This window comes from Limnohabitans sp. (assembly GCF_040400975.1).
In the GTDB taxonomy this organism is placed as follows: domain Bacteria; phylum Pseudomonadota; class Gammaproteobacteria; order Burkholderiales; family Burkholderiaceae_C; genus Limnohabitans_A.
Map to the genome: position 1 here is coordinate 1 of NZ_JBBAPF010000031.1, position 24,440 is coordinate 24,440.

Below are 24,440 nucleotides of genomic sequence, written 5' to 3' on the forward strand. Positions count from 1 at the left end.
ACAAGATGGTCTTGCCCGGCAAGCTGCGCACCGCCTACAGGTTGGAGCGGCAGCCCCAAGGCTACGCCCTGCAGGCGCAGGCCGCGTCATCGGCCAGCATGCTGCGCCAGCGTTTACGCATCGCACCAGAACAATTGGGCCACCTGACGTTTGACTGGCGGGTGGAACGGCTCATTGCCGGCGCCGACATGGTGCAGCGCGAAACCGAAGACTCGCCCGTGCGCCTGATTTTGGTGTTCGAGGGCGACCGCCAGCGCTTCAGCCCCAAAAATGCCATGCTCAGCGAGCTCACCCACAGCCTGACGGGCGAGCCCATGCCCTATGCCACCTTGATGTATGTGTGGTGCAACCAGTGCCCGCCCGAGTCGGTGATCGTCAACCCCCGCACCGACCGCATCCGCAAACTGGCGGTCGAATCGGGCCCCGGACGTGTGGGCACATGGTTGAGCTACACGCGCGATATTCGGGCCGACTTTGAAAAAGCCTTTGGCGAAGCCCCCGGCGCCCTGCTGGGGGTGGGCCTGATGACCGACACCGACAATACCCGCAGCACCACGCGGGCTTGGTACGGCAAGGTGCACCTCGACTGAATGCACCAGTCCGGTGCGCGACAGGCACTTTGGGGGATTTCCCTCTGTCTGCAACGGAAATAGATGTTGCACACTTGCCGGTCACACAACTGTAACGACCGAGGTGATTGCATGAAGAAAATAGCGCCCCCCCAATGGCTGTCTGGTGTCCTGACCACTTCTTTGGTCTTGGCCGGTTTGGCCTCTGCCGGCATGGTTCAGGCCAAGCCCTTCAAGTGGACCAGCGCCAGCGACATCCCCACGCTGGACATCCATTCGCAAAACAACGCCTTGGGCAACGGGGTGCACGCCGCCATTTTTGACTCGCTGCTTTACTACAACAGCAAAACCTTCAAGATCGAGCCGCGTTTGGCCACATCCTGGCGCGAAGTCACGCCCACACAGCACCGTTTTAACCTGCGCAAAGGCGTCAAGTTCAGCGACGGCACCGATTTGACGGCCGATGACGTGGTTTTTTCTTTGGAACGCGCCCGCGCCAAAACCTCCAACTTCAACATCTACGCCCAAGGCATCAGCCGTGTGGTCAAGGTCGATGCCCACACGGTCGACGTGATGTTGAGCGGCCCCAACCCGGTGCTGATCAACCAGATGACCGAGCTGCGCATCATGAGCCGGGCTTGGGCCGAGAAGAACAAATCCATGGAGCCCAAGGACAGCCGCTCCAAGGAAGAGAACTTTGCCCACCGCAACGCCATGGGCAGCGGCCCCTTCATGGTCAAGGAATGGCAGCCTGACCAAAAGCTGGTGCTGGTGAAAAACCCACTGTGGTGGGGCTGGGCCAGTGTGCCGACGAACGTGACCGAAATCATCTACACCCCCATCAAGAACGAAGCCACCCGCGCCGCGGCTTTGCTGTCGGGTGAAATTGACTTCATCTTGGACCCCAGCCCGCAAGACTTGGGCCGCATGCGCAACAACGCCAACCTGAAGGTGGTGGACGGCATCGAAAACCGCACCATCTTCTTGGGCATGGACCAGCACCGCGAAGAATTGCCGGGCTCCAACGTCAAGGGCAAAAACCCGCTCAAGGATGTGAAGGTGCGCAAGGCGCTGTACCAGGCCATCGACATCGACACCATCCACCGCGTCACCATGCGTGGCCTGTCGCAAAACACAGGCGCCTTGGTGGCGCCCCAAGTCAACGGCTGGACACAAGGCGTGAACACCCGTTTCCCTTATTCACTCGACGCCTCCAAAAAGCTGCTGACCGAAGCCGGTTATCCCAACGGCTTTGAGGTGGACTTTGCCTGCCCCAACAACCGCTACATCAACGACGAAGAGATCTGCCAGGCCATCACCGCCATGTGGGCCAAAGTGGGCGTGCGTGCCAAGCTGCGCACCTTGCCTCTGGTGACTTACTTCCCCATGATCCAGCGCTACGAAGCCAGCATTTACATGCTGGGCTGGGGCGTGCCGACCTTTGATGCCCTGTACAGCCTTCAGTCGCTCACACGCAGTGTGGGCACGGGCGGTGACGGCAACTACAACGTAGGCCGTTACAGCAATGCCCGCATGGACTACGTGGTGGACCGCGCCAAGACCGAGACCGATCTGCCGGTGCGCAACCGTTTGCTGACCGAAGGTCTGCAGTTGTCCAACGACACGGTCTCGCACATCCCGCTGCACAACCAAGTGATTCCTTGGGCCATGAAGAAAAACGTGGAAGTGGTGCACCGCCCTGACAACCGTCTGGATTGGACGCTGATCAAGGTCAACTGATGCTCGCTTTCATCTTGCAGCGGCTGATCCAGGCCGTGGTCGTCATGGTCACGGTGGCCTTCATCGCGTTTTTGTTGTTCCAGTATGTGGGCGACCCGGTGGTGTTTTTGCTGGGTCAGGACGCGACCAAGGAGCAAATCGACGAGATGCGCAGCGCTCTGGGTCTGGACCAAGCTTTCTTTGTGCAGTTTGGCCACTTCTTGGTCAACGCGGTGCAAGGCGAGTTTGGTCTGAGCCTGCGCCAAGGTGCTAAGGTCTCGCGCCTGATCGCTGAGCGCCTGCCCGCCACGCTGGAACTGGCCTTGGTGGCCGCCTCCTTGGCGCTGCTCATCGGTATCCCCATGGGGGTGTATGCGGCCTTGCGCCGGGGCACCTGGGCCAGTCAACTCCTCATGACGGTGTCGCTGCTCGGGGTGTCGCTGCCCACCTTTTTGATCGGTATTTTGTTGATCTTGGTGTTCGCGGTCATGCTCGGTTGGTTCCCCAGCTTTGGGCGGGGCGAGGTGGTGCAAATGGGGGGGTGGTCCAGCGGGCTGATGACCGCCAAGGGCTGGCACCACATCGTGCTGCCCGCCGTCACACTGGCGATTTTTCAGCTCACGCTGATCATGCGTTTGGTGCGGGCCGAAATGCTCGAGGTGCTGCGCACCGACTACATCAAGTTTGCCCGTGCACGGGGCCTGTCTAACCGGGCCATCCACTTTGGCCATGCCCTTAAAAACACGCTGGTGCCGGTACTCACCATCACCGGCTTGCAGTTGGGCGGCTTGATCGCGTTTGCCATCATCACCGAGACGGTGTTCCAGTGGCCCGGCATGGGCTTGCTGTTCATCCAGGCGGTCACGTTTGCCGACATCCCGGTCATGGCGGCTTATTTGTGCCTGATTGCGCTGATCTTTGTGGTCATCAACCTGATCGTGGATTTGCTCTACTTTGTGGTCGACCCGCGCCTGCGCGTGGGCAAGCCCGGAGGCCACTGAGCATGGGCGCTTCTTTGCAATCGGTGTTGGGGCGCGGGGCGGCGTTTGCGCGCATTGCCCAGTTCCACCCCGAGCTCACCGCCTTCAGGCGCGACCTGCACGCCCACCCCGAGCTGGGCTTTGAAGAGGTCTACACCGCACGCCGCGTGGCCGAGATGCTGCAGGTGTGCGGCGTGGACAGCATCCACACCGGCATCGGCCAAACCGGCGTGGTGGCCTTGGTGTACGGCCAGGGCCGCTCGGCCAGCAACCCTGGCCGCATGATCGGTCTGCGGGCCGACATGGACGCGCTGCCTTTGACCGAACTCAACGAGTGCACCTGGAAGTCGTCCAAGCCCGGCTTGATGCACGGCTGCGGCCACGACGGCCACACCGCCATGCTCATGGGCGCGGCCCGATACCTGGCTGAAACCCGCCGCTTTGATGGCACGGCGGTGCTGATTTTTCAGCCCGGCGAAGAAGGCTTCGCGGGTGCCCGCGCCATGATGCAAGACGGTCTGTTTGAGCGGTTTCCGTGCGAGCAGGTCTATGCCCAACACAACTCCCCTGAGACGCCCCTGGGCGTGATCGGCATCACACCCGGCCCCATGCAGGCGGCGGTGGACCGCATCGAGATCCACATCCGCGGCAAAGGCGGCCACGGCGCTCGCCCACACCAAGGCATCGATCCGGTGCTGGTGGCAGGCCACATCATCACCGCTGCACAAAGCGTGGTGGCCCGCAACCTGTCGGCCTTTGACCAAGCGGTGGTCAGCATTTGCTCGATGCAAGGCGGACACCCCGGCGCCATGAGCGTGATCCCCGGCGAAGTCACCTTGGTCGGCACCGTGCGCACCTACAGCGAGAGCGTGCAAGACCTGATCGAAGACCGTTTGCGTTCTTTGTGCTCCGGCATTGCCCAGGGCTTTGGCGCATCGGCCGAATTGACCTATGAGCGCGTCTACCCCGCCACCGTCAACACCGTGCCCGAGGCCCAGTTCGCCTGCGACGTGGCGGCGGGCTTGGTGGGCGAAGACAAGGTTTGGCGCAACATGCTGCCCAGCATGGGCGGTGAAGATTTTTCTTTCATGCTCCAGGCCAAACCCGGTGCGTACATCCGCATCGGCCAAGGCCTGCCGCACGGCCCCGGCCCACATCCGCTGCACAACAGCCGATACGACTTCAACGACGAGATCTTGCCGCTGGGCGCAGCTTTGCACGCCAGTTTGGTCGAGCAAGCCTTGCCCCTTCAGCCCCAGGCCGCCGCCTGATCGGTTTTCACTTTCAACCCCAGGAGAATCCCATGCGCATGTCCAAACTGTCCCGTGGCTTATTGGCCGCCACCTTCGTCTCAGCCCTGTCGCTGGGTGCTGCGCATGCGGCCACCGTGCGCATTGCCAACCAAGGCGATGCTTTGTCGATGGATCCGCACTCTTTGAATGAATCGCTGCAACTGAGCGTGACCAACAACGTTTACGAATCGCTGGTGGGCGTGAGCAAGGACCTGAAATTTGAACCCGCCCTGGCCACGTCCTGGAAGCAGACATCGCCCACCGTCTGGCGTTTTGAGTTGCGCAAAAACGTGCGTTTTCATGACGACACGCCATTCACCGCCGACGACGTGGTGTTCTCTTTGGCGCGTGCAGCCGGTGAAGGCTCTGACATGCGCAGCAACACCAACGACATCAAGGAAGTGCGCAAAATCAACAGCCACACCATCGAGATCGAAACCAAGTCCCCTTTCCCGATCTTGCCCAACGTTTTGTCCACCGTGTTCATCATGAGCAAGAAGTGGTGCGAGGACAACCAGGCCACACGCCCGGTGGACCGCCGCAGGGGCATTGAAAACGCCGCGTCTTTCCGCGCCAACGGCACAGGCCCTTACCGCCTGCGTGAGCGCCAACCCAATATCCGCACCACCTTTGTGCGCAACGGCAACTACTGGGGCAAGATCGAAGGCAACGTGGACGAAGTCATCTTCTCGGTCATTGCCAACGACCCCACCCGCGTGGCGGCTTTGCTGTCCGGCGAGATCGACATCATGGAGCCCGTACCCGTTCAAGACGTGCCGCGCATCAACTCCAGCCCCAACACCAGCGCCATGGTGGCGCCCGAGTTGCGCACCATCTTTTTGGGCATGGACCAGCGGCGCGACGAGTTGCTGTATTCGAGTGTGAAGGGTAAAAACCCCTTCAAAGACAAGCGCGTGCGCCAGGCTTTTTACCAAGCGATTGACATCGAAGGCATCAAGCGCACGGTGATGCGGGGTGCCTCCAACCCGACCGCCCTGATGGTCGGCCCCGGCATCAACGGTTTCAACCCCGATTCGAACAAGCGCCTGCCCTTTGACATCGAAGCCTCCAAAAAGCTGTTAGCCGATGCGGGCTACCCCACGGGCTTCACCATCGACATGAACTGCCCGAACGACCGCTATGTGAACGACGGTCAGATCTGCGAGGCCGTGGCCGCCAATTTGGCGAGGGTGAACATCAAGGTCAACCTGAAGGCCGAGACCAAGGGCACCTACTTCCCCAAAATTTTGCGCCGTGACACCAGCTTCTATTTGCTGGGCTGGACTCCCAGCACCTATGACGCCCACAACGCCCTGAATGCCTTGATGCGTTGCCCCGACGACAAGGGCGCTGGCCAGTTCAACCTGGGCTCTTACTGCAACCCCAAGGTCGATGAATTGATGATCAAGGTGCAAAGCGAGAACGACCAAACCAAACGCAACGCAATGATCCGCGAGGCCTTTGAACTGCACAGTGCCGACATCGGCCACTTGCCATTGCACCAACAAGCCTTGGCTTGGGGCATCAACAAAAAGGTCAGCTTGACCCAGCGTGGTGACAACTTCATGCCTTTCAAATCCATCACCGTCAAGTAAGCCATGAATGTTTTGAAGCGCTGGCTGAACAGCGACGTCGGTTACAGCTTCCGCCAATCGCCCACGGCGATGGTGGCAGCGGCCATCGCCGTGCTGTTCCTTTTTTGTGCGGCCTTTGCGGGCTGGGTGTCCCCCACCAACCCGTTTGACCTGGCCACGCTGGAGCTGAGCGATGCCCGCCTGCCGCCTGCATGGATGGAGGGCGGCAGCACGAAGTTTTTCCTGGGCACCGATGACCAAGGCCGCGACATTTTGTCGGCCATCATTTATGGCTCGCGCATTTCTTTGGTGGTGGGCATCGCGTCGGTGGTCTTGTCGGTGGTGGTGGGCGTGGGCCTGGGCTTGCTGGCGGGCTTTCGCGGCGGCTGGATCGACGCGCTCTTGATGCGCTTGTGCGATGTGATGCTGTCGTTCCCGGCCATTTTGGTGGCGCTCTTGATCGCGGGTGTGGGCCGAGCGCTTTTTCCTGACGCCCACGAGTCCTTGGCTTTTGGTGTCTTGATTTTGTCGATCACCCTGACAGGTTGGGTGCAATACGCCCGCACCGTGCGCGGCACCACCTTGGTCGAGCGCAACAAGGAATACGTGCAAGCCGCGCGAGTCACGGGCGTGGCGCCTTTGCGCATCATGTTCAAGCATGTGCTGCCCAACGTGATGGGCCCGGTCATGGTGCTGGCCACCATCCAGGTGGCCACGGCCATCCTGACCGAAGCCACTTTGTCGTTTTTGGGCGTGGGCGCACCCCCCACATCCCCTTCCCTGGGCACCTTGATCCGCATTGGCAACGACTATTTGTTCTCGGGCGAATGGTGGATCACGATTTTTCCGGGGCTGATGCTGGTGCTGATCGCCTTGTCGGTCAACCTGTTGGGTGACTGGTTGCGCGATGCGCTGAATCCGAGATTGCGATGAGCCTTTTACAAGTTAAAAACCTGGTGGTGGAATTCCCCAGCCGCCACGGCACGCTGCGTGCGCTGGACGATATTTCTTTCGACATCGCCCCCGGTGAAATTCTGGGCGTGGTGGGCGAGTCCGGTGCGGGCAAGTCGCTCACCGGCGCGGCCATCATTGGCCTGCTAGAACCACCTGGCCGTGTGGCCAGTGGCCAAATTTTTTTGGAAGGCCAGCGCATCGACCATCTGAATGCGGACGAAATGCGCCACATCCGGGGCCGCAAGATTGGCGCGATTTTTCAGGATCCACTGACCTCGCTCAACCCGCTTTACTCGATTGGCAAGCAGCTGACCGAGACGATTCTTGCGCACCTGCCTGTGACGCCGCAAGAGGCCCGGCAGCGCGCCATTCAGTTGCTCAAAGACACCGGCATTTCAGCTGCCGAAGAGCGCATTGACCACTACCCGCACCAGTTTTCGGGCGGCATGCGCCAACGCGTGGTGATTGCGCTGGCCCTGGCCGCTGAGCCGCAGCTCATCGTGGCCGACGAGCCAACCACCGCGCTTGATGTGTCGATCCAGGCGCAGATCATCAGCTTGCTCAAAAAGGTCTGCAAAGACCGTGGTGCCGCTGTCATGCTGATCACCCACGACATGGGCGTGATCGCCGAGACCTGCGACCGCGTGGCGGTGCTTTATGCCGGGCGCGTGGCCGAAATCGGCCCGGTGCACCAGGTCATCAACCAACCGGCCCACCCTTACACCGCTGGCCTGATGGCCTCGATCCCCGACATGGACAGTGACTGCGAACGCTTGAACCAGATTGACGGCGCCATGCCGCGCCTGAATGCCATCCCACAAGGCTGCGCCTTCAACCCGCGCTGCCCGCAAGTGTTTGACCGTTGCCGCCAAGACCGACCCGATTTGGTCCAAGCCGGTTCGACCCAAGCGGCCTGCTGGCTGCACAACGGGAGCGCGGCATGAGCGAGCAGAAAACGCAAGCCTTGGTCGTCGCGCACGACCTGGCCAAAACCTTTGACGTCTCGGCCCCGTGGCTCAACCGCGTGATCGAGCGCAAGCCGCGCCAATTGCTCAATGCCGTTGATGGCGTGAGCTTTGAGATCGAGCGCGGTAAAACACTCGCCCTGGTGGGCGAATCCGGTTGCGGCAAAAGCACCGTGGCCCGCTTGTTGGTGGGTCTTTACGAGCCCACACGCGGCGGCCTGACTTTTGACGGGCAAGACGCGCACGCGGCTTTCAAGTCGAGCAATGCCAAGGCCATGCGCCAGCGCATCCAGATGATTTTCCAGGACCCTTATGCCAGCCTGAACCCCCGCTGGACGGTGGACAACATCATTGGTGAGCCGCTCAAAGAGCATGGCCTGATCAGTGATGCCGAAGAGCTCAAAACCCGTGTGGCCGAATTGCTCAAGTCGGTGGGCTTGTCACCGCTCGACATGGTCAAGTACCCGCACCAGTTCTCGGGCGGGCAACGCCAGCGCATCTCGATTGCCCGGGCCTTGGCCACCGCGCCCGAGTTTCTGGTGTGCGACGAGCCCACCTCGGCGCTTGATGTGAGCGTGCAGGCGCAGGTGCTCAACATCATGAAGGACCTGCAGCGCGAGCGGGGGCTGACATACTTGTTCATCAGCCACAACCTGGCCGTGGTGCGCCACGTGAGTGACCAAGTGGGCGTGATGTATCTGGGTCGACTGGTGGAGCTGGCCGACAAACACACCTTGTTTGGCAACCCGCAGCACCCTTACACCAAGATGCTGTTGGACGCGATTCCCAAAATGCACGACACCGGCCGCGCCCGCACCCCGGTGCAAGGCGAGGTGCCCAACCCGCTCAACCCGCCCAGCGGCTGCACCTTCCACCCCCGCTGCCCGCAAGCCACCGACATCTGCCGTGCAGAGCGCCCCGCTTTGCGCGACTTCAAAGGCATCAAGATCGCTTGTCACGCGGTGGTTTGACTTTCGATGGCTCGGTGAGTGTGGTTTTGCTTGATTGTTTAAGCGATAGCCCTCCACACAATGGCCAAGTCGACACCCATCCATGGTTCTTGACGTGCTCTTTCAATATGGTTAAATTGACCATATGAAGGCGACGAGAATTTTTTACGACAAAGCCGTTTTGCCTGATGGTTTCATTGTGGAAATGGTGATTTGGCAATTGCCCACTTCCAGCCCAGAACGACCTCACGGGTTGAAGTACCGTTTGTACTTTGGTCGAGATAGACAGCGGATCGTGGGTTATGACAATGAGCGTGGTAAAGGCGACCACAAGCACATCCTGGATGTTGAAAAACGCTATAAGTTCACCACACCGGAGAAGCTGGTGGAAGATTTTCTCGCTGACATTGAAAGGATTCAAAATGAACAAGGCAAATAAAATACAGGTCAACGTCGGCAGTTTGATCGATATGGGCAAGCGCTTCACCCACGCTTGGGGTCGAGCCAGTGCAGGCAAAAAGGTCAGCGAAACGCATATCACTTTCTTGGATGTACAGACCATGCTTGAAACGCTGAGTCCACGCCGATTGGAGTTGCTCAAATTCGTTCGCCAGCACGGTGCAGAAAATATCAAAGAGCTGGCTTTTTCTCTCAAACGTGACTACAAAAACGTTCATGGCGATGTGGCTTTGCTGGAGTCGGCTGGGTTGCTTTTGCGTGATGGTCGCAAGTTATCGGCACCATGGGATGAATTGAATGCCAGTGTGTCGCTGACGCACTGATGGATGACAACTTCGGCCACATTACAAGTGCTAGTGACAATTTGAGCGTGGCTTAAGCAGTTCATATAGACAATGACGCCCTACAAAACAGAGCGGCCTGCCCAGACGGTGCAAGCTGATTCGGTATCAAACCCCCACCAAGTCCAAAAATCCACGGGGATTGCTTGAAAACTGCGCAAAGTTGTCTGGCGTGATGATCACGCGCAGAACCAGTTCAGCGCCCACCGCCAGCTCAAAAGCTCGCCCTGCTGCTCGGTGTTTTGGGACACATCACGCCTGTCGCCATGCTGTAGAGCGCAGGGCAGGCTAGGAACAAAAAAACCCACCGCGTTGCCACGGTGGGTTTTTGATTTTCTAAACCTCAACTGGCTTGCGCCAGCGTGGGATTAGAAAGTGTGGCGCATGCGAACAACCAAGCCTGTGCCAGTGTTGGCACCTTGATCGGCTTTGAAAAGGTCGGCACCCAGGGTCGAGCGCTTGCTCAGAGCATAGTTCACACCGAGGGAAACTTTGGTGTCCTTGTCTGCAGCAGCTTTCTTGTCCTTGGCATAGCCAGCCAACAGGGTCACAGCGCCCATGGGCATGCTGGCGTTGACAGCAGTAACGTCCTTGGTAGTAGTACCAGTTGCGCCTTCTTCCTTGGATGTCATCGGTTTGTCTGGAGAATCGGCGGTGGCCATTCTGGACAACAACAAACCTGCGTTTTATGTGGTCAGCCCTTTGGCTTGGGAGCGGGTCTGCAACAATAGAATCGAAGAAGAAAAACCCCTTGACCATTCTGAGTTGGCAAACACGGTGATGACCCAGGGGGCCATGCACTCCAACCGGTTCGATGTGTTGGCTGAGCAACTGCTCGACCAGGAGGCCCTCAGAGTCAAGCGGGGTGAGTTGAGTTCGGCTTCGGTGGGCATTTTGCGCAACCGTCTGGATGCACATGTCCTGCCTTTCTTCAAATACATTCCGCCCTCGCAAGTCAATCCACTGATGATGGATGCGTTTGTCAAGCGTTTGACAGACTTCAAACTCAGTTCAACCACGGTTTCACAGTATTTGGTGGTGGTGCGCAAACTACTGAAGCTCGCCATTCGCCATGGTTTTTTGAGCGAAATCCCCGAATTGCCGGCGGTCAAGGCCGCTAACCGGCCTAGGTCTGCCTTGAGCCTGAAAGAGTACTCGGCGGTGGTCAGAGTCGCTTACCGCTTGGCTCGCGTTGGGGCCACTGCGCCAGAAGTGAAGGCCTCCAGTGGGCACAGGGATCGGTTTTGGGTGGCACCACGCAACCTGACTTTGCCCATGGACATGGCCTGGGCCATTCGTTTTATGGTCAACAGTTTTGTGCGTCCCGGTGATTTGCGCAAACTCAAGCATAAGCATGTGCAAGTGGTGCGTGGCGAAAGTATTTATCTGCGTCTGAACTTACCCGAGACCAAGCGGCATGACACGCCCATGGTCACTCTGCGACCTGCGGTGCAGGTGTACGAGTCCTTGCTGGCCCATGCCAAAAAGCAGGGCTTGGGGTCGCCTGAGGATTACGTATTTTTGCCGGGCGAAAAAGACCGGGGCTATGCGCTGGCCGTGTTGGGCTTTTGGTTCAAGTGGGTGATGCGTGAAGCCGGGGTGGCTTCCACCGATGCAGTGGGCCGCTTGCGCACGCTGTATTGCTTGCGGCACACGTCCATCATGTTCCGCTTGCTGTACGGGCAGGGCATTGACATGCTCACATTGGCCCGCAATGCCAGAACGTCGGTGCAAATGATTGAGCGTTTTTATGCCTCTGCGCTCGATGGTGAAATGAATGTGGGCATGTTGCAAAGCCGCAGAACGTCCAAACATTGAGATCTGTTTGACGTATAAAAAACCCCTGCCGGTTGCCCAGCAGGGGTTGATTGGATTGTGAGAACTGCTGGCCTTCCATGAAGACCAGGCAGCGCAGACTTCAACCGGGTCGGATCTGGCCTTTGATGACCACGTCTTTCCAGCGCGCTTGTTCGCGTGCCACGTAGGCACCGTACTCGGCAGGCGTGCCGCCACCAGGCGTGGCGCTTTCGGCCGCGTTTTGCGCCATGATTTCTGGCGATCTCACCGCTTTGGCGCATTCTTGTTGCAGCCGGTTGATGATCTCGGGTGGCGTTCCTGCACGGGCGTGGATGCCGTACCACTGCACGGTTTCAAAGTTTTTGTAACCGAGCTCGGCCACGGTGGGCACGTCGGGCAATACCGACAGTCGCTCGGTAGAACCTGTGGCAATGCAGCGCAAAGCACCGCTCTTGATGTGCGGCAAGAGGGCCGGTGTGCCTGCAGACAGCAACTGGATGCGACCGGCCAGCACGTCGTTCAGGGCGGGGCCGGTGCCGCGGTAAGGGATGTGCGTGATGAACATGCCGGTGGCCAATTTCAGCGCTTCCATGGCCAGGTGGCCCGCACTGGCATTGCCCGCCGAAGCGTAGTTCAACTGGCCGGGGCGTGACTTGACATAGGCCACCAAAGACTTGAAGTCGTTGGCAGGCACGTCTTTGTGCACCACAAACAAGCTGGGCACGCGGGACAGCAAGGTGACGGGCACAAAGTCTTTGTTGACGTCATAGCCGCTGTCGGGGTAGATCAGGGGGTTGACCGCCATCAGGCCGATGTGGCTCATGATGATGGTGTAGCCGTCGGCCGGAGCGCGGTGGAGTTCTTGCATGGCTGGCACGCCGCCGCCGCCGCCTTTGTTGTCAATGACAAAAGACTGGCCCATTTGCTTGGTCAGCTGGGCGGCAACGCCCCGGGCCACGATGCTCGAGGTGCCACCGGATGCAAAAGGGATGATCCAGCGGATGGGCTTGCTGGGCCAAGCCGATTGGGCGTGGCCCGAGACGCCAGTTGCGGCCAAACCGGCTGCGCCCATCCACTTGAGGTAGTCGCGTCTTTGCATCAATGAGGTGTCGTTGGGGTTCATGTCTTTTGTGGTTGTTGATGAGAAACTTAGGACGTAGATCAGAACAAAAAAAACACGTATTTGAAAGAGGGAAATTACGTATCAATACCCTCCCATGACAAGGGCTTTAGCGTCGGCGAAGCTGCCTCCAAATGGCAGGCGCCACCAGCAGCAAAACCGAGATCGCCATGAGGCTGCCAGACAGAGGCCGCGTGAAGAAGGTGGACCATTCGCCTTGGCTGATGGTCAGCGCCTGGCGCATGGATTGTTCGGCCATGGGGGCCAGGATCAGACCCACGATGAGCGGCGCAGCCGGAAAGTCAAAGCGCCGCATCACAAAGCCCAGCAGACCAAAGACGTACAACAAGCCCACGTTGAAGACCGAGTTGCCCGCGCCGTACACGCCCGCCGTTGAGATGACAATGATGCCCGCATACAGCCAAGGTGGCGGTATCTTGAGCAGCTTGACCCAGAGGCTCACGAGCGGCAGGTTGAGCACCAGCAAGATCACGTTGCCGATATAGAGGCTGGCGATCAGTGTCCATACCAGGCCGCCTTGTTGGCTGAACAGCTGTGGGCCGGTCTGGATGCCATAGCCTTCAAAGGCCGACAACATGATGGCGGCCGTGGCCGATGTGGGGATGCCCAAGGTGAGCAGCGGCATCAGCACGCCCGCAGCGGCGGCGTTGTTGGCGGCTTCAGGGCCTGCCACGCCTTCGATCGCGCCGTGGCCAAACTCTTCGGGGTGTTTGGAGAGTTTCTTCTCGGTGTAGTAAGACAGCAGTGTGGGCAGCTCGGCCCCGCCAGCGGGCATGGCGCCAATCGGAAATCCAAAGAATGCACCCCGAAACCAGGCCTTCCAGGAGCGGCCCCAGTCCTTCTTGCTCATCCACAGGCTGCCCGAGAGTTTCATGACTTCGCCGCCTTTGGACTCGCGCCCTTGCCAGGCCAGGTAAAGCGCTTCGCCCACAGCAAACAAGCCCACCGCGGCCACAGTGACTTCGATGCCGTCCAGCAGTTCGGGGCGACCAAAGGTGAAGCGGGCTTGGCCGGTTTGCAGGTCGATGCCCACCATGCCCAGCAGCAAGCCCAGGCTCAGGGCCACCAAACCGCGCAGCATGGAGTTGCCCAGCACGGCCGACACCGCCACCAGCGACAGCACCATGAGGCTGAAGTATTCGGCCGGGCCAAAAGCCAAAGCCGCATCGACCACCAGAGGCGCAAAAAAGGTCAGCGCCAAGGTGCCGATGGTGCCCGCCACAAAGCTGCCGATGGCGGCAGTGGCCAGCGCTTGGCCAGCTCGGCCGCGCCTAGCCATTTTGTTGCCCTCCAGCGCGGTGACCACGGCCGCCGATTCGCCGGGGGTGTTGAGCAAGATGGAGGTGGTGGAGCCGCCATAGGCCGCACCGTAATAAATGCCCGCGAACATGACGAACATGCTGGTGGCGGGCACATGGTAGGTCAGGGGCAGCAGCAAGGCGATGGTCAGCGCCGGGCCAATGCCGGGCAACACGCCCACCAGCGTGCCGACAAAGCAGCCAATGAAACCCCACATCAAGGTGGTGGGTTGCAAAGCAATGGCAAAGCCACCCATCAGGGCATCAAAAGCTTCCATGGGGTATCCGATTCAAATCAACCAAGGCAGTGCAGGCCCCAGGCCCACGCCCAGCAAACGGGCAAACACAAACCAGAACACGCTGGCAATCAGGCCGCACACGAGCAGTGACTTGCCATTGAAAGGGGCATCAAAAGCGCGGGCAATGCACATGCCGCACAAGGTGCCCGGCAACACAAAGCCCAGAGGGATGACCAAAACGATGAAGGCCAGCCCACCGCCCAACAAGCTGAGCAGCCGGGTGGTGGAGCCAGGCAGGGCTTCTTGCTCGGCTTCCTGGCTCAGGTCCACCTGACGACCGCGCCAGGCGCTCAAGCCGTACAGCAGCGCGACCAGGGTGAGCCCCGCCACGATGGCGGCCGGGGCCAGCACCGGGCCCACGGTCATCTGCATCAGCGATTGCGGAATGACCGTGAGCTGCCAGGCGGCCACGCCGCAAACGGCCAACAGCAATAAGGCCAGGCGCAATGGCGTCATGCCAGGCCCAGTTCTTTCATCAAGACTTCCTTGTCGGCAATGTCTTTGGCCAGATCGCGCTCAAAAGGGCGCTCGGTCATGAAGGCATTGGTCCACTTGCGGGTTTCGAGTTCTTGTTTCCAGCCGGCCGATTGGGTCAGGCGGGTCACAAAGTCGATCAAGTTGTTGCGCTGTGCATCGTTGATGCCAGGGGCAGCAAACACGCCGCGCCAGTTGGACTCGCTCACGTTGATGCCCAACTCGGACAAGGTCGGCACGTTGACGCCAGGGATACGGCTCTTGCCCGAGACGGCCAGAGGGATCATCTTGCCGGCTTTGATTTGTTCTTCAAACTCGGAATAGCCAGAAATACCCGCCACCACTTGGTTGCCCAAAATGGCTGCGTTGGCGGGGCCGCCACCTGCAAAGGCCACATAGGCGGCTTCGCGTGGGTTTTTGCCCAGTGCCTTGATGAGCATGCCCAGAATCAGGTGGTCGGTGCCGCCCGCGCTGCCCCCGGCCACCGAGACGGCTTTGGGGTTGGCTTTGATGGCTGCTTCGAGCTCTTTCCAGGTTTTGATCTTGCCCGCTGCGGGCACCACGATCACGCCGGCCTCTTCGGTCAGGCGTGCAATGGGTATGACGTTTTTGATGGTGATAGGGCTCTTGTTGGCGATGCCCGCGCCGATCATCACCGAGCCACCCACCATCAAGATGTTGCCCTGGCCCTTGCGCTGGTTGACAAAGCGGGGCAGGCCCACCATGCCGCCAGCGCCGCCGACGTTTTCAAAGGCCATATTGCCCACCAGGCCTGCTGCCTTGGCGGCGCGCTCGATGGCGCGGGCTGTGCCGTCCCAGCCGCCACCAGGGGCCGCAGGCACGAACATGTTGAGCGTGTCGAACATGGGTTTGCCTTGTGCCCAAGCAGGCAAGGCCATGGAGGCGCCGGTGGCAGCGCTGAGGGCCAGAAAATCGCGTTTGGAAATGTGCATGGAGGTCTCCTGTAAAAAATGAAAAGCCACAGTCAGACGCTGTAGCGGGCGCGGGTGCTGTGCGATTGTGGCCATTGTGATGCACCTTTTGGCGGCAAGCTGTCCATCAGTTGTCACAGCGCTTCAGTGAATACCCTCAAACGCCCCCCCCACTCGCTTGGATTTTGTCAGCGAGTTGCCAGTGGGCATTTGACGTCGTCGTCCCACGGAATGGGCTTGACAGGCAAGGCCTCGCAAGCCCCTGATGAGCTGCAACTGGGGTCGAGCTCTTTGAACTCGAGTCGGAGTTCCACACGGCGACTTTTTTCGGGTTGGTTCAGGATGGCCGAATTGAATGACGAGCCACCTACAAAAAACATGTCGCGCACGGCTTGACGGTCAGATTGACGGGGCGCTTTGGCTGAAGCGTCATCGAGCAAGACACACAACACCCTTTGGGACCGCGCCAAACTGAGGTTGAGGTTGTAAAGGTAAGAGCCTTCTGGACTGGCGTAACCCTCTAAAACAAAGCGCTTGAGCCACATCTGGCAGGCGGGTGTGCGGGCAACGTCCAACACTTTGGGGATGAAATCACGCAAAAAATCAGCGCGTTGGGCATCGAGTTGGTGGCTGTCCTTCGGGAACTCGGCCAAGGTGCCCAATTCCAGTGTTTGCCCACGCAATTGGACGCCTGCCAATGACTTTTCTTGGGTCATTTGGGCGATGTCTTGAAGGCAGCTTGAAATGCCTTTGTCGCGCTGGACTCGCAGGTCGTCTTGCTGGCGCAAGCCTTCAGTCACGCTGAGCAAGGCCACCGCCATGGCCACCAAAAACAGGACCATCAGCGCGGTCATCAGGTCGGCAAACGAGATCCAGAAAGGTTTTTCTGCCTCGTTTTTGCGCCGTTTGGGTGGTGTTTTTGAGGGTGTCAGCATGTCCAGGTTCAGCGCGAGTGACCGGCCGATGTGTCGCTGCGCAATTGCTGCAAAATTTTGTGCGACAAATGGGCTTGCATCTCAGCCGCCAGCGTGAGTCTTTCCAAGTGCGCTTCCCCTGCATGGGGGGTGAACAGGCTGTCCAGGGTTTGCTGAAGTTGCTCGACTTGTTGGTAGCGACCCGTCAGCAGTGATTTTTCAAGCCAGGTGAAAACCATGGCCAAGCTGATGGCCAAGGCAGAGACCAAAAAAGCATGGCCCACGGTTTGCACCAACTGGCTCAGTTCGCTTTGCACTTGAGCCGGGTTGGACACATCAAAGCCAATCAAACCTGCAATCAGACCGGTGAACGTGCCGATGATGCCAACGCCGGTCAAGATCCCCGGGATGTGGGCGAAAAAATGGGTTTGGAGGGGCGAATCCACCAGGGATTGGTCGGTGAAAAAGTTTTCAGCGTGGCTGCTGGCTTGCCATTGCCCGGCACGGGCCTGTGAGGTCGATTCGAGCTGTTGCAGGGTGTCCACCGCTTGTTGGTATTCGGCCCAGAGTACGGCCATTTCTTCGTCAGATGATGCCAAGTGCTCCATGTCAGCAAGGTCCAAGCGACCACCGTCAGAGCGCATGTTCATGTGCGCAAAAAAAGCACGGGACAAATGGCTGACGCGTTGCCTGGCTGCACCCAGAGGCCCGGTACCGGTGCTTTCCCATTGTGGTTGAAGGCTGGTGGCGTATTGCTGCCAAGCGTGACGCAAAGCGGGCGTGGTCATGGCGCCTTGTTCAATCTCGTCCAAATCGATGCGTGCCCTCGGACTTTGCCCAAGCCATTGGCTCAATTGGGTGTTGGCTTGCGCCAATTGGACTTTCAGGCGCAAAGCGGGCAAAACAAAGCGCGTGGTGCAGTGCAGTCCAATCCACACGATCACGGCGGTGACGGTCCACAGGTGCCAATAAGCTGCAAGGTGGTTCATGGGTTCTGTCATGTCGTGGCTGAGTCTTGGGGATCAATTCAGTCTAGCAAAAGCCGAGTCCAAAGACCTGCGGCTCACCGGGGCTGCTGCCATATGGGCTTTGCAGACCCGAGGTCTGGGCTAGAATATGCGCTTCCGAGGAGCGTTGCAGCGCCCCCTGGCTTGTCAACCAAGTCGGCAGCGGGGCGTGAGGCTCGGAACACTTCAACAGCAACGACGCTCATCCACTTGACGTGTGGTGAGCCTGTTTTTCCCAATTCAGTGCCCGTGCTCACGCCTGTGGTTCATTCACATTGCTTGGAGCTTTTCTCATGAATGCACGTATTCCTACCGCCGTCCACACCGATTGCGTGATTGCCGACATCGGCCTGGCCGATTGGGGCCGCAAAGAAATCAAAATCGCTGAGACTGAAATGCCTGGCCTGATGGCCATCCGCGAAGAGTTCAACAAGGCCCAGCCCTTGAAGGGCGCACGCATCACCGGTTCCTTGCACATGACCATCCAAACGGCTGTGTTGATCGAGACCTTGCAAGCCTTGGGTGCTGATGTGCGCTGGGCTTCTTGCAACATCTTCTCGACTCAAGACCACGCCGCTGCGGCCATTGCCGCCAAAGGTACACCCGTGTTCGCCATCAAAGGCGAAACCCTGGCCGATTACTGGGACTACACCCACCGCATCTTTGAATTCGGCGCTGCGGGCACCGAAGGCGAAGGCCCCAACATGATCTTGGACGACGGCGGCGACGCCACCTTGCTCATGCACCTGGGCAAGCGCGCAGAAACCGACCCATCTCTCATCGCCAACCCCAGCAGCGAAGAAGAAGTCTGCTTGTTCGATGCCATCAAAGCCAAGTTGGCCGTGGACCCCACCTGGTACAGCCGCAAGGGTGCGCAGATCATTGGCGTGACCGAAGAGACCACCACCGGCGTGCTGCGCCTGAACGAGATGGCCGCCAAGGGCAGCTTGATGTTCCGCGCGATCAATGTGAACGACTCGGTGACCAAGAGCAAGTTCGACAACCTGTACGGCTGCCGCGAATCCTTGGTCGATTCGATCAAGCGTGCCACCGACGTGATGATCGCTGGCAAAGTGGCCGTGGTCGCTGGTTACGGTGACGTGGGCAAGGGTTCGGCCCAAGCTCTGCGTGCCCTGAGTGCCCAAGTTTGGGTGACCGAGATCGACCCGATCAACGCCCTGCAAGCCGCGATGGAAGGTTTCAAAGTGGTGACCATGGAATACGCCGCCGACAAGTGCGATATCTTCGTGTCGGCCACCGGCAACAAGAACGTGATCCGCTATGAGCACATGGCCGCCATGAAGGACGAAGCCATCGTCTGCAACATCGGTCACTTTGACAACGAGATCGACGTCGCTTCGCTGGAAAAGCTGCAGTGGGACGAGATCAAGCCCCAGGTCGACCACGTCATCTTCCCGGATGGCAAGAAGATCACCCTGCTGGCCAAAGGCCGCCTGGTGAACTTGGGTTGCGCCACCGGCCACCCCAGCTTCGTGATGTCCTCCTCGTTTGCCAACCAGACCATCGCCCAGATCGAGCTGTTCACCAAGCAAGACGAGTACGAAAACGGCAAGGTCTACGTGCTGCCCAAGCACCTGGACGAAAAAGTGGCGCGTTTGCACCTCAAGAAAGTCGGCGCCATGTTGACCGAATTGAGCGAAGAGCAAGCCGCTTACATCGGTGTGTCGAAAAACGGTCCTTACAAAGCTGACACTTACCGTTATTGAAAACACGCATGCGCATTGACCAACTTCTTGTCGAGCGCGGCCTGGCCGCTTCTCGCTCCCAGGCTCAGCGACTGATCGCCGGGGGCGTGCAGTGGCAGCAGCCTGACGGAGGTTGGCGTGCGGTGGTGAAAAACCGCGACGAGGTGCCTGAGGGCGCTGCATTGCAGCTGCTCGATGATGCCGAGTCGCGTTATGTGTCCCGCGGCGGCCTCAAGCTCGAAGGGGCTTTGAAGGCCTCCGGCGTGCAGGTGACAGGCCTGCGTTGCTTGGATGTGGGGCAAAGCACCGGTGGTTTCACCGACTGTTTGTTGCAACACGGTGCAGCCGAAGTGGTGGGCATTGATGTGGGTCATGCCCAAGTGCATCCACGCATCAGCCAAGACGAGCGGGTGGTGTGCATCGAGGGCGTGAACGCCCGCGATATGGTGCCGGGTGATGAACGGGTGCCTGACGCACTCGAAGGTTTTGACCTGGTGGTGGGTGATGTGTCTTTCATTTCTCTCACACTGGTTTTACCGGGTGTGGTGCATTTGCTCAAGCCCACGGGCCAGTTGCTGATGCTGGTTAAGCCGCAGTTTGAGTTGCAACCGGGCCAAGTGGGCAAGGGCGGCATCGTCAAAGACGAGAGCCATTACCCTTTCATTGAAAACCGGGTGCGCACCGCTTTGACCGATTTGGGTTTGCAGGTGAGCGCGTGGATGGACAGCCCCATTGAAGGCGGTGACGGCAACCGTGAATTTTTTGTTCAGGCCCGCTGGCCGGAACCCGCTGCGGTGCAGCCTGCGCGTGAAAAAACACGCTTGGCACACGAGGCCGATCTGGCCGCCAAGGCGTATGCCAAGGCCAACGACTATTGAATTTGAAGGTGTTGTGATGTCTGGTTTGAAGCTGCCGATCAGCCTGGAATTTTTTCCACCCAAAACCCCCGAAGGTGTCGAAAAACTGCGCGGTGTGCGCGAGAAGTTGTATGCCCTCCAGCCCGAGTTTTGCTCGGTGACCTATGGCGCAGGCGGTTCGACCCAAGAGGGCACTTTTGCCACGGTGGGCGCGATCCAGACCGAAGGCATGAGCGCGGCTTGTCACTTCTCGTGCATTGGCGCGACCAAGGCTTCGGTGCGCGCTGAGCTGGCCACGCTCAAGGCCATGGGCGTCAAACGATTGGTGGCTTTGCGCGGCGACTTGCCCAGCGGCTATGGCGCAGGGGGTGAGTTCCACTACGCCAGCGACCTGGTGGCTTTTATTCGCGCCGAGACCGGTGACGATTTCCACATCGAGGTGGCCGCCTATCCTGAGATTCACCCGCAAGCCAAGTCGCCCGAGGCCGATTTGCAGGCTTTTGCCACCAAGGTGAAAGCCGGTGCCGATTCGGCCATCACGCAATACTTCTACAACAGCGATGCGTATTTCCGCTTTGTGGACGATGTCTACAAACTCGGTGTGGATGTGCCCGTGGTGCCCGGCATCATGCCCATCACCAGCTCATCCCAGCTGTTGCGCTTTTCGGACGCATGTGGTGCCGAGATCCCCCGTTGGATCCGGCTGCGCTTACAGGCGTACGGCGACGACATCGCCTCCATCAAAGCCTTTGGTCTCGATGTGGTGTCTGACTTGTGTGAGCAGCTGATCCATGGTGGCGTGCCCGCCATCCACTTCTACACCATGAACCAGAGTGCCCCTACGCTGGACATTGTGGACCGCCTGAGCGGCCATTGAGCCCTGTGCTCAGTGGCTTGACGCACAGATCACCAAAAAGCAACGCCCGCCTTTGTTGCAGATCAAAGCGTTCTGCTGCTGCGAACCCGGCCTGAGATCATTTGATGTGCCTCAAGTGGGCACACCGCTGCCGATATTCCAATGAAATCGAGAGGTTTGTCTCTCGCATACATAAGGAAAATCGACATGAAAAAACAAACTTGGTGGGTAGCCCTGTTGCTGGCGGGATCGGTCACCGGCGTGATGGCTCAAAGCATGAGCGAAAGTCCTTGGCAAGTTCGCTTGCGCTCCGTGCATCTGGACAGTGTCAACAAGGACACCACGCCTTTGGGCCTGTCCATTGACAACAAGTCATTTGGAACCATCGATTTCTCGTATTTTTTCAACAGGAACCTGGCCGCAGAACTGAGCTTGACCTCGGATCAGAAGCAAAGGGTCTATGCCAATGGCACCGACATCGGCTCCTTCAAGCATGTGCCAACGACGTTGCTGCTGCAGTACCACTTCACGGACTTTGAGGGCTTCAAGCCCTATGTCGGTGGCGGGATCACCTACACCCACTTCAGTGGGGCCTCATTGCCCCCGGGGGTCACTTTGGACAGCCACAGCTGGGGAACGGCCTTCCAAGTGGGGGTGGATTTTCCGATTGATAAAAATTGGTCGATCAACCTGGATGTGAAAAAGGCCTACATCCGAACCGATGTGTATGCCGACGGCAGCGGTTTGGGCCGATTGCGGGTGGATCCAATGCTCCTCGGCGTGGGCATTGGCTACCGTTATTGAGGGCGTGATCCACGGGCTATCCAGTCCGTGGGCATCCTCGCTCAAAGGTAGGGGTTGGGCAATCCCAATCCGGCGAGGATGGCCACCTCATAAGCCTCCATCTCTTGCGCATCGGCGGTGCTGGTTTCATGGTCCCAGCCTTGCGCGTGCAGCGTGCCGTGCACCAGCAAATGCGTGTAATGCGCCGCCAGCGTTTTGCCTTGCTCTTTGGCTTCGCGGGCCACCACCGGTGCGCAGAGTACCAGGTCTGCCATCACCACCGGTTCTTGCGCGTAATCAAAGGTCAGCACATTGGTGGCGTAGTCCTTTTTTCGGTAGCTCTTGTTCAGTTCGCGCCCTTCTTGCTCACCCACGATGCGCACGGTGATCTCGGCGTCATCGGCCAGCGCATGGCGAATGGCGCGGGCGACCGCGTGGCGGGGCAGGGCTGCGCGGTGGCGCGCAGCATCGGGAATGTCGCCAAATTGCAGGGACAGTTGAAGTTGTTGCAAGGGCATGGGCAAAGAGAAAAATCGGTGTATCGAGGTTGTGGGGTGCGCTGCGCGTTAAGGCCATGCCGACGGTTCAGTCGTCGCTGTCCAGAGGTTTGCGGCGTGAGCTGATCCCTGCCCGCATGGGGGCACTGCCTTGCGCTTCGTAGGCATCGACAATGCGGGCCACCAGGGGGTGACGCACCACATCGGCACTGGAAAAGCGCGTGAAGGCAATGCCTTTGACGCGCTTGAGCACGCGCTCAGCGTCAATCAGGCCTGAGAGCTGCCCCTTGGGCAAGTCGATCTGGCTCACATCGCCCGTGACCACGGCCTTGGCCCCAAAGCCAATGCGGGTCAGGAACATTTTCATCTGCTCGGTGCTGGTGTTTTGCGCTTCGTCCAGGATCACAAAGGCATTGTTCAGCGTGCGCCCGCGCATGAAGGCCAGCGGCGCGATTTCGATGGCATTGCGTTCAAAGGCTTTTTGCACCTTGTCATAACCCATCAGGTCATACAGCGCGTCATAGAGGGGTCGCAGGTACGGGTCGACCTTTTGCGACAGGTCGCCTGGCAAAAAGCCCAGCCGCTCGCCTGCCTCGACCGCCGGACGGGTGAGCACAATGCGCTGAACGCTGGCGCGCTCCAGCGCATCCACAGCGCAGGCCACGGCCAGATAAGTCTTGCCCGTGCCCGCAGGCCCGATGCCAAAGCTGATGTCGTGTCTGGCGATGCTCTCCAGATAGGCCGCTTGCACCGGGGTGCGGGCCTTCAGGTCGGCGCGGCGGGTTTGCAGTGGCGGCATATCGGCTTCTTCACCCCCGCTGTCGCCGACCAGCATCAACTGCACCATGTCGGGCGAAATCGGACGGTCTGCCCGCTCATAGATCGCCTGCAAGATCTCCATGGCCCGCATGGCCACGGCCTTGGGGCCGTCCACCTTGAACTGCTCGTGGCGGTGCGCAATGCTCACCTGCAAGCCCGCTTCGATGGTGCGCAGGTGAGCGTCCATGGGACCGCACAGGTGCGACAAGCGGTTGTTGTTGTGCGGGGTGAAGGTGTGTCTGACGATCAAGTGGATAATCCTCACCGTGGGTGGTTTTGCGGGGTGATTTGCAGGCCAAGGAGTGTCGATTCTCCTCCATATCCACGCAAACCAAAGGCCCCCCATGATTGGCAAACTCACTGGCATCCTGAGCGACAAAAACCCACCCGAGGTGATCGTGGACTGCCATGGCGTGGGCTACGAGGTGAATGTGCCCATGAGCACATTTTACAACTTGCCCGCCACGGGCGACAAAGTCAGTTTGGTCACACACTTTGTGGTGCGAGAGGACGCACAAATCCTCTACGGCTTTGCCACCTTGGCAGAGCGCGAAGCCTTTCGACAACTCATCAAAATTTCCGGCGTGGGCCCCCGCACGGCGCTGAGTGTGCTGTCGGGCATGAGCGTGACCGATCTGGCGCAGGCCATCACGACCCAAGAAGTCGGCCGCTTGGTCAAGGTGCCTGGCATCGGCAAAAAAACCGCCGAGCGCTTGTTGCTCGAACTCAAAGGCAAGCTGGGCGGTGACCTGGGCGGTTTGTTCGCGGTGAACACCCCTGATGCTCAAAACGACATTCAACAAGCTTTGCTGGCGCTGGGCTACAGCGACAAAGAAGCCGCTGCAGCCCTCAAGAGCTTGCCTGCCGATGTGGGCGTGAGTGACGGCATCAAGCTGGCACTCAAAGCCCTGAACAAATAAGTGAACTGAGCCATGAGCATCCGCACCGACGATTTCGCCCCCCAACCCGAACCCCGGGTCATTTCTGCGGCCCCTGTGTCCCATCAAGAAGAAGCCATTGAACGCGCCTTGCGCCCCAAGCTGCTCGATGAATACGTCGGCCAAGTCAAGGTGCGCGAGCAGCTAGAGATCTTCATCAGTGCCGCCAAGATGCGCGAAGAGCCGCTGGACCATGTGCTGCTGTTTGGCCCGCCCGGCTTGGGCAAAACGACGCTCAGCCACATCATCGCGGCCGAGCTCGGTGTGAACCTGCGCCAGACCAGTGGCCCGGTGCTCGAAAAGCCCAAAGATTTGGCCG

At 59.3% G+C, this 24,440-nt stretch carries 26 protein-coding genes and 1 riboswitch; of the genes, 17 read left to right on the top strand and 9 right to left on the bottom strand.

The features are described from left to right. From ABWQ00_RS14050 to ABWQ00_RS14095, 10 genes are all read left to right on the top strand, one after another. Positions 1-590: DUF3047 domain-containing protein (locus ABWQ00_RS14050; RefSeq protein ID WP_353239288.1), on the top strand; the 590-nt coding region annotated here is incomplete at its 5' end. Positions 591-701: 111 nt separating this feature from the next. Beyond that, on the top strand, positions 702-2,309 hold the full coding sequence (locus ABWQ00_RS14055) for an ABC transporter substrate-binding protein (RefSeq protein WP_502908146.1): 1,608 nt from the start codon (positions 702-704) through the stop codon (positions 2,307-2,309). After that, positions 2,309-3,289 carry an ABC transporter permease gene (locus ABWQ00_RS14060; RefSeq protein ID WP_353239289.1) on the top strand — a complete coding sequence of 327 codons (981 nt, stop codon included), beginning with the start codon at positions 2,309-2,311 and terminating at the stop codon, positions 3,287-3,289. The genes ABWQ00_RS14055 and ABWQ00_RS14060 overlap by 1 nt, the downstream gene beginning before the upstream one ends. Before the next feature lie 2 nt (positions 3,290-3,291). Further along, positions 3,292-4,539, top strand: a complete 1,248-nt coding sequence (locus tag ABWQ00_RS14065) for a M20 aminoacylase family protein (protein ID WP_353239290.1) — start codon at positions 3,292-3,294, stop codon at positions 4,537-4,539. 38 nt (positions 4,540-4,577) lie between these two features. After that, a complete protein-coding gene (locus tag ABWQ00_RS14070; RefSeq protein ID WP_502908148.1) occupies positions 4,578-6,155 on the top strand; it encodes an ABC transporter substrate-binding protein in 1,578 nt (525 codons plus the stop codon). A gap of 3 nt (positions 6,156-6,158) precedes the next feature. Next, positions 6,159-7,067, top strand: a complete 909-nt coding sequence (locus ABWQ00_RS14075) for an ABC transporter permease (RefSeq protein ID WP_353239292.1) — start codon at positions 6,159-6,161, stop codon at positions 7,065-7,067. Next, the gene (locus ABWQ00_RS14080) at positions 7,064-8,032 is read left to right on the top strand and encodes an ABC transporter ATP-binding protein (RefSeq protein WP_353239293.1); all 969 of its coding nucleotides are present in this window, start codon (positions 7,064-7,066) and stop codon (positions 8,030-8,032) included. The genes ABWQ00_RS14075 and ABWQ00_RS14080 overlap by 4 nt, the downstream gene beginning before the upstream one ends. Further along, a complete protein-coding gene (locus ABWQ00_RS14085; RefSeq protein ID WP_353239294.1) occupies positions 8,029-9,024 on the top strand; it encodes an ABC transporter ATP-binding protein in 996 nt (331 codons plus the stop codon). The genes ABWQ00_RS14080 and ABWQ00_RS14085 overlap by 4 nt, the downstream gene beginning before the upstream one ends. Before the next feature lie 124 nt (positions 9,025-9,148). Further along, complete coding sequence (locus ABWQ00_RS14090) at positions 9,149-9,442, top strand: toxin-antitoxin system TumE family protein (RefSeq protein ID WP_353239295.1); 294 nt, start codon at positions 9,149-9,151, stop codon at positions 9,440-9,442. Continuing rightward, positions 9,426-9,785 carry an HVO_A0114 family putative DNA-binding protein gene (locus ABWQ00_RS14095; protein ID WP_353239296.1) on the top strand — a complete coding sequence of 120 codons (360 nt, stop codon included), beginning with the start codon at positions 9,426-9,428 and terminating at the stop codon, positions 9,783-9,785. The genes ABWQ00_RS14090 and ABWQ00_RS14095 overlap by 17 nt, the downstream gene beginning before the upstream one ends. A gap of 386 nt (positions 9,786-10,171) precedes the next feature. Here the strand turns inward: ABWQ00_RS14095 and ABWQ00_RS14100 are convergent, their stop codons facing one another. After that, positions 10,172-10,435 (bottom strand): porin, encoded by a 264-nt coding sequence (locus tag ABWQ00_RS14100; protein ID WP_353239297.1) that lies wholly within the window; start codon positions 10,433-10,435, stop codon positions 10,172-10,174. On the opposite strand from ABWQ00_RS14100, the gene ABWQ00_RS14105 reads away from it, so the two are divergent. Further along, positions 10,425-11,621: a hypothetical protein gene (locus tag ABWQ00_RS14105; protein WP_353239298.1), complete on the top strand. Its 1,197-nt coding sequence runs from the start codon at positions 10,425-10,427 to the stop codon at positions 11,619-11,621. The two genes, ABWQ00_RS14100 and ABWQ00_RS14105, sit on opposite strands and share 11 nt — an antisense overlap. A gap of 100 nt (positions 11,622-11,721) precedes the next feature. Here the strand turns inward: ABWQ00_RS14105 and ABWQ00_RS14110 are convergent, their stop codons facing one another. From ABWQ00_RS14110 to ABWQ00_RS14135, 6 genes are all read right to left on the bottom strand, one after another. Then, a complete protein-coding gene (locus ABWQ00_RS14110; RefSeq protein ID WP_353239299.1) occupies positions 11,722-12,723 on the bottom strand; it encodes a Bug family tripartite tricarboxylate transporter substrate binding protein in 1,002 nt (333 codons plus the stop codon). A gap of 106 nt (positions 12,724-12,829) precedes the next feature. Further along, the gene (locus ABWQ00_RS14115) at positions 12,830-14,317 is read right to left on the bottom strand and encodes a tripartite tricarboxylate transporter permease (RefSeq protein WP_353239300.1); all 1,488 of its coding nucleotides are present in this window, start codon (positions 14,315-14,317) and stop codon (positions 12,830-12,832) included. A gap of 12 nt (positions 14,318-14,329) precedes the next feature. Continuing rightward, entirely contained in the window at positions 14,330-14,794 is a 465-nt protein-coding gene (locus tag ABWQ00_RS14120; protein ID WP_353239301.1) for a tripartite tricarboxylate transporter TctB family protein, read from the bottom strand. After that, positions 14,791-15,765, bottom strand: coding sequence for a Bug family tripartite tricarboxylate transporter substrate binding protein (locus tag ABWQ00_RS14125; RefSeq protein ID WP_353239302.1), 975 nt, complete (start codon positions 15,763-15,765; stop codon positions 14,791-14,793). The genes ABWQ00_RS14120 and ABWQ00_RS14125 overlap by 4 nt, the downstream gene beginning before the upstream one ends. Before the next feature lie 167 nt (positions 15,766-15,932). Continuing rightward, on the bottom strand, positions 15,933-16,679 hold the full coding sequence (locus ABWQ00_RS14130; RefSeq protein WP_353239303.1) for a flagellar motor protein MotB: 747 nt from the start codon (positions 16,677-16,679) through the stop codon (positions 15,933-15,935). Positions 16,680-16,687: 8 nt separating this feature from the next. Further along, complete coding sequence (locus ABWQ00_RS14135; RefSeq protein ID WP_353239304.1) at positions 16,688-17,647, bottom strand: anti-phage protein ZorA-like protein; 960 nt, start codon at positions 17,645-17,647, stop codon at positions 16,688-16,690. Positions 17,648-17,778: 131 nt separating this feature from the next. Continuing rightward, a riboswitch (S-adenosyl-L-homocysteine riboswitch) is annotated at positions 17,779-17,876 on the top strand. Between the two features lie 82 nt (positions 17,877-17,958). Between ABWQ00_RS14135 and ahcY the strand changes: the two genes are divergently transcribed. From ahcY to ABWQ00_RS14155, 4 genes are all read left to right on the top strand, one after another. Then, a complete protein-coding gene (ahcY, locus tag ABWQ00_RS14140) occupies positions 17,959-19,392 on the top strand; it encodes an adenosylhomocysteinase (protein WP_353239305.1) in 1,434 nt (477 codons plus the stop codon). An 8-nt stretch (positions 19,393-19,400) separates the two neighbouring features. Further along, complete coding sequence (locus ABWQ00_RS14145; RefSeq protein ID WP_353239306.1) at positions 19,401-20,249, top strand: TlyA family RNA methyltransferase; 849 nt, start codon at positions 19,401-19,403, stop codon at positions 20,247-20,249. Positions 20,250-20,265: 16 nt separating this feature from the next. Then, positions 20,266-21,105 (top strand): methylenetetrahydrofolate reductase [NAD(P)H], encoded by an 840-nt coding sequence (gene metF / locus ABWQ00_RS14150; protein ID WP_353239307.1) that lies wholly within the window; start codon positions 20,266-20,268, stop codon positions 21,103-21,105. Positions 21,106-21,291: 186 nt separating this feature from the next. Next, the gene (locus tag ABWQ00_RS14155; RefSeq protein WP_353239308.1) at positions 21,292-21,888 is read left to right on the top strand and encodes an OmpW/AlkL family protein; all 597 of its coding nucleotides are present in this window, start codon (positions 21,292-21,294) and stop codon (positions 21,886-21,888) included. A 41-nt stretch (positions 21,889-21,929) separates the two neighbouring features. Here ABWQ00_RS14155 and ybeY read toward each other — a convergent pair whose 3' ends face one another. Together ybeY and ABWQ00_RS14165 are read right to left on the bottom strand one after the other, a co-directional pair. Further along, positions 21,930-22,385, bottom strand: coding sequence for an rRNA maturation RNase YbeY (gene ybeY, locus ABWQ00_RS14160; RefSeq protein WP_353239309.1), 456 nt, complete (start codon positions 22,383-22,385; stop codon positions 21,930-21,932). 67 nt (positions 22,386-22,452) lie between these two features. Next, the gene (locus ABWQ00_RS14165) at positions 22,453-23,433 is read right to left on the bottom strand and encodes a PhoH family protein (RefSeq protein WP_353239310.1); all 981 of its coding nucleotides are present in this window, start codon (positions 23,431-23,433) and stop codon (positions 22,453-22,455) included. A 94-nt stretch (positions 23,434-23,527) separates the two neighbouring features. Between ABWQ00_RS14165 and ruvA the strand changes: the two genes are divergently transcribed. After that, positions 23,528-24,103, top strand: coding sequence for a Holliday junction branch migration protein RuvA (ruvA, locus tag ABWQ00_RS14170; protein ID WP_353239311.1), 576 nt, complete (start codon positions 23,528-23,530; stop codon positions 24,101-24,103). A 12-nt stretch (positions 24,104-24,115) separates the two neighbouring features. Then, a partial coding sequence (locus ABWQ00_RS14175) for an AAA family ATPase (protein ID WP_353239312.1) occupies positions 24,116-24,440 on the top strand: 325 nt, incomplete at its 3' end.

Bases quoted from the DNA above. Each gene is read 5' to 3' on its own strand.
- ABWQ00_RS14075 (WP_353239292.1), top strand. From the start codon at position 6,159: ATGAATGTTTTGAAGCGCTGGCTGAACAGCGACGTCGGTTACAGCTTC.
- ABWQ00_RS14085 (WP_353239294.1), top strand. From the start codon at position 8,029: ATGAGCGAGCAGAAAACGCAAGCCTTGGTCGTCGCGCACGACCTGGCC.
- ABWQ00_RS14070 (WP_502908148.1), top strand. From the start codon at position 4,578: ATGTCCAAACTGTCCCGTGGCTTATTGGCCGCCACCTTCGTCTCAGCC.
- ABWQ00_RS14120 (WP_353239301.1), bottom strand. From the start codon at position 14,794: ATGACGCCATTGCGCCTGGCCTTATTGCTGTTGGCCGTTTGCGGCGTG.
- ABWQ00_RS14135 (WP_353239304.1), bottom strand. From the start codon at position 17,647: ATGAACCACCTTGCAGCTTATTGGCACCTGTGGACCGTCACCGCCGTG.
- ABWQ00_RS14090 (WP_353239295.1), top strand. From the start codon at position 9,149: ATGAAGGCGACGAGAATTTTTTACGACAAAGCCGTTTTGCCTGATGGT.
- ABWQ00_RS14115 (WP_353239300.1), bottom strand. From the start codon at position 14,317: ATGGAAGCTTTTGATGCCCTGATGGGTGGCTTTGCCATTGCTTTGCAA.
- ABWQ00_RS14055 (WP_502908146.1), top strand. From the start codon at position 702: ATGAAGAAAATAGCGCCCCCCCAATGGCTGTCTGGTGTCCTGACCACT.
- ABWQ00_RS14065 (WP_353239290.1), top strand. From the start codon at position 3,292: ATGGGCGCTTCTTTGCAATCGGTGTTGGGGCGCGGGGCGGCGTTTGCG.
- ABWQ00_RS14060 (WP_353239289.1), top strand. From the start codon at position 2,309: ATGCTCGCTTTCATCTTGCAGCGGCTGATCCAGGCCGTGGTCGTCATG.
- ybeY (WP_353239309.1), bottom strand. From the start codon at position 22,385: ATGCCCTTGCAACAACTTCAACTGTCCCTGCAATTTGGCGACATTCCC.
- ABWQ00_RS14095 (WP_353239296.1), top strand. From the start codon at position 9,426: ATGAACAAGGCAAATAAAATACAGGTCAACGTCGGCAGTTTGATCGAT.
- ruvA (WP_353239311.1), top strand. From the start codon at position 23,528: ATGATTGGCAAACTCACTGGCATCCTGAGCGACAAAAACCCACCCGAG.
- ABWQ00_RS14145 (WP_353239306.1), top strand. From the start codon at position 19,401: ATGCGCATTGACCAACTTCTTGTCGAGCGCGGCCTGGCCGCTTCTCGC.
- ABWQ00_RS14080 (WP_353239293.1), top strand. From the start codon at position 7,064: ATGAGCCTTTTACAAGTTAAAAACCTGGTGGTGGAATTCCCCAGCCGC.
- ABWQ00_RS14110 (WP_353239299.1), bottom strand. From the start codon at position 12,723: ATGAACCCCAACGACACCTCATTGATGCAAAGACGCGACTACCTCAAG.
- metF (WP_353239307.1), top strand. From the start codon at position 20,266: ATGTCTGGTTTGAAGCTGCCGATCAGCCTGGAATTTTTTCCACCCAAA.
- ABWQ00_RS14100 (WP_353239297.1), bottom strand. From the start codon at position 10,435: ATGACATCCAAGGAAGAAGGCGCAACTGGTACTACTACCAAGGACGTT.
- ABWQ00_RS14130 (WP_353239303.1), bottom strand. From the start codon at position 16,679: ATGCTGACACCCTCAAAAACACCACCCAAACGGCGCAAAAACGAGGCA.
- ABWQ00_RS14125 (WP_353239302.1), bottom strand. From the start codon at position 15,765: ATGCACATTTCCAAACGCGATTTTCTGGCCCTCAGCGCTGCCACCGGC.
- ahcY (WP_353239305.1), top strand. From the start codon at position 17,959: ATGAATGCACGTATTCCTACCGCCGTCCACACCGATTGCGTGATTGCC.
- ABWQ00_RS14155 (WP_353239308.1), top strand. From the start codon at position 21,292: ATGAAAAAACAAACTTGGTGGGTAGCCCTGTTGCTGGCGGGATCGGTC.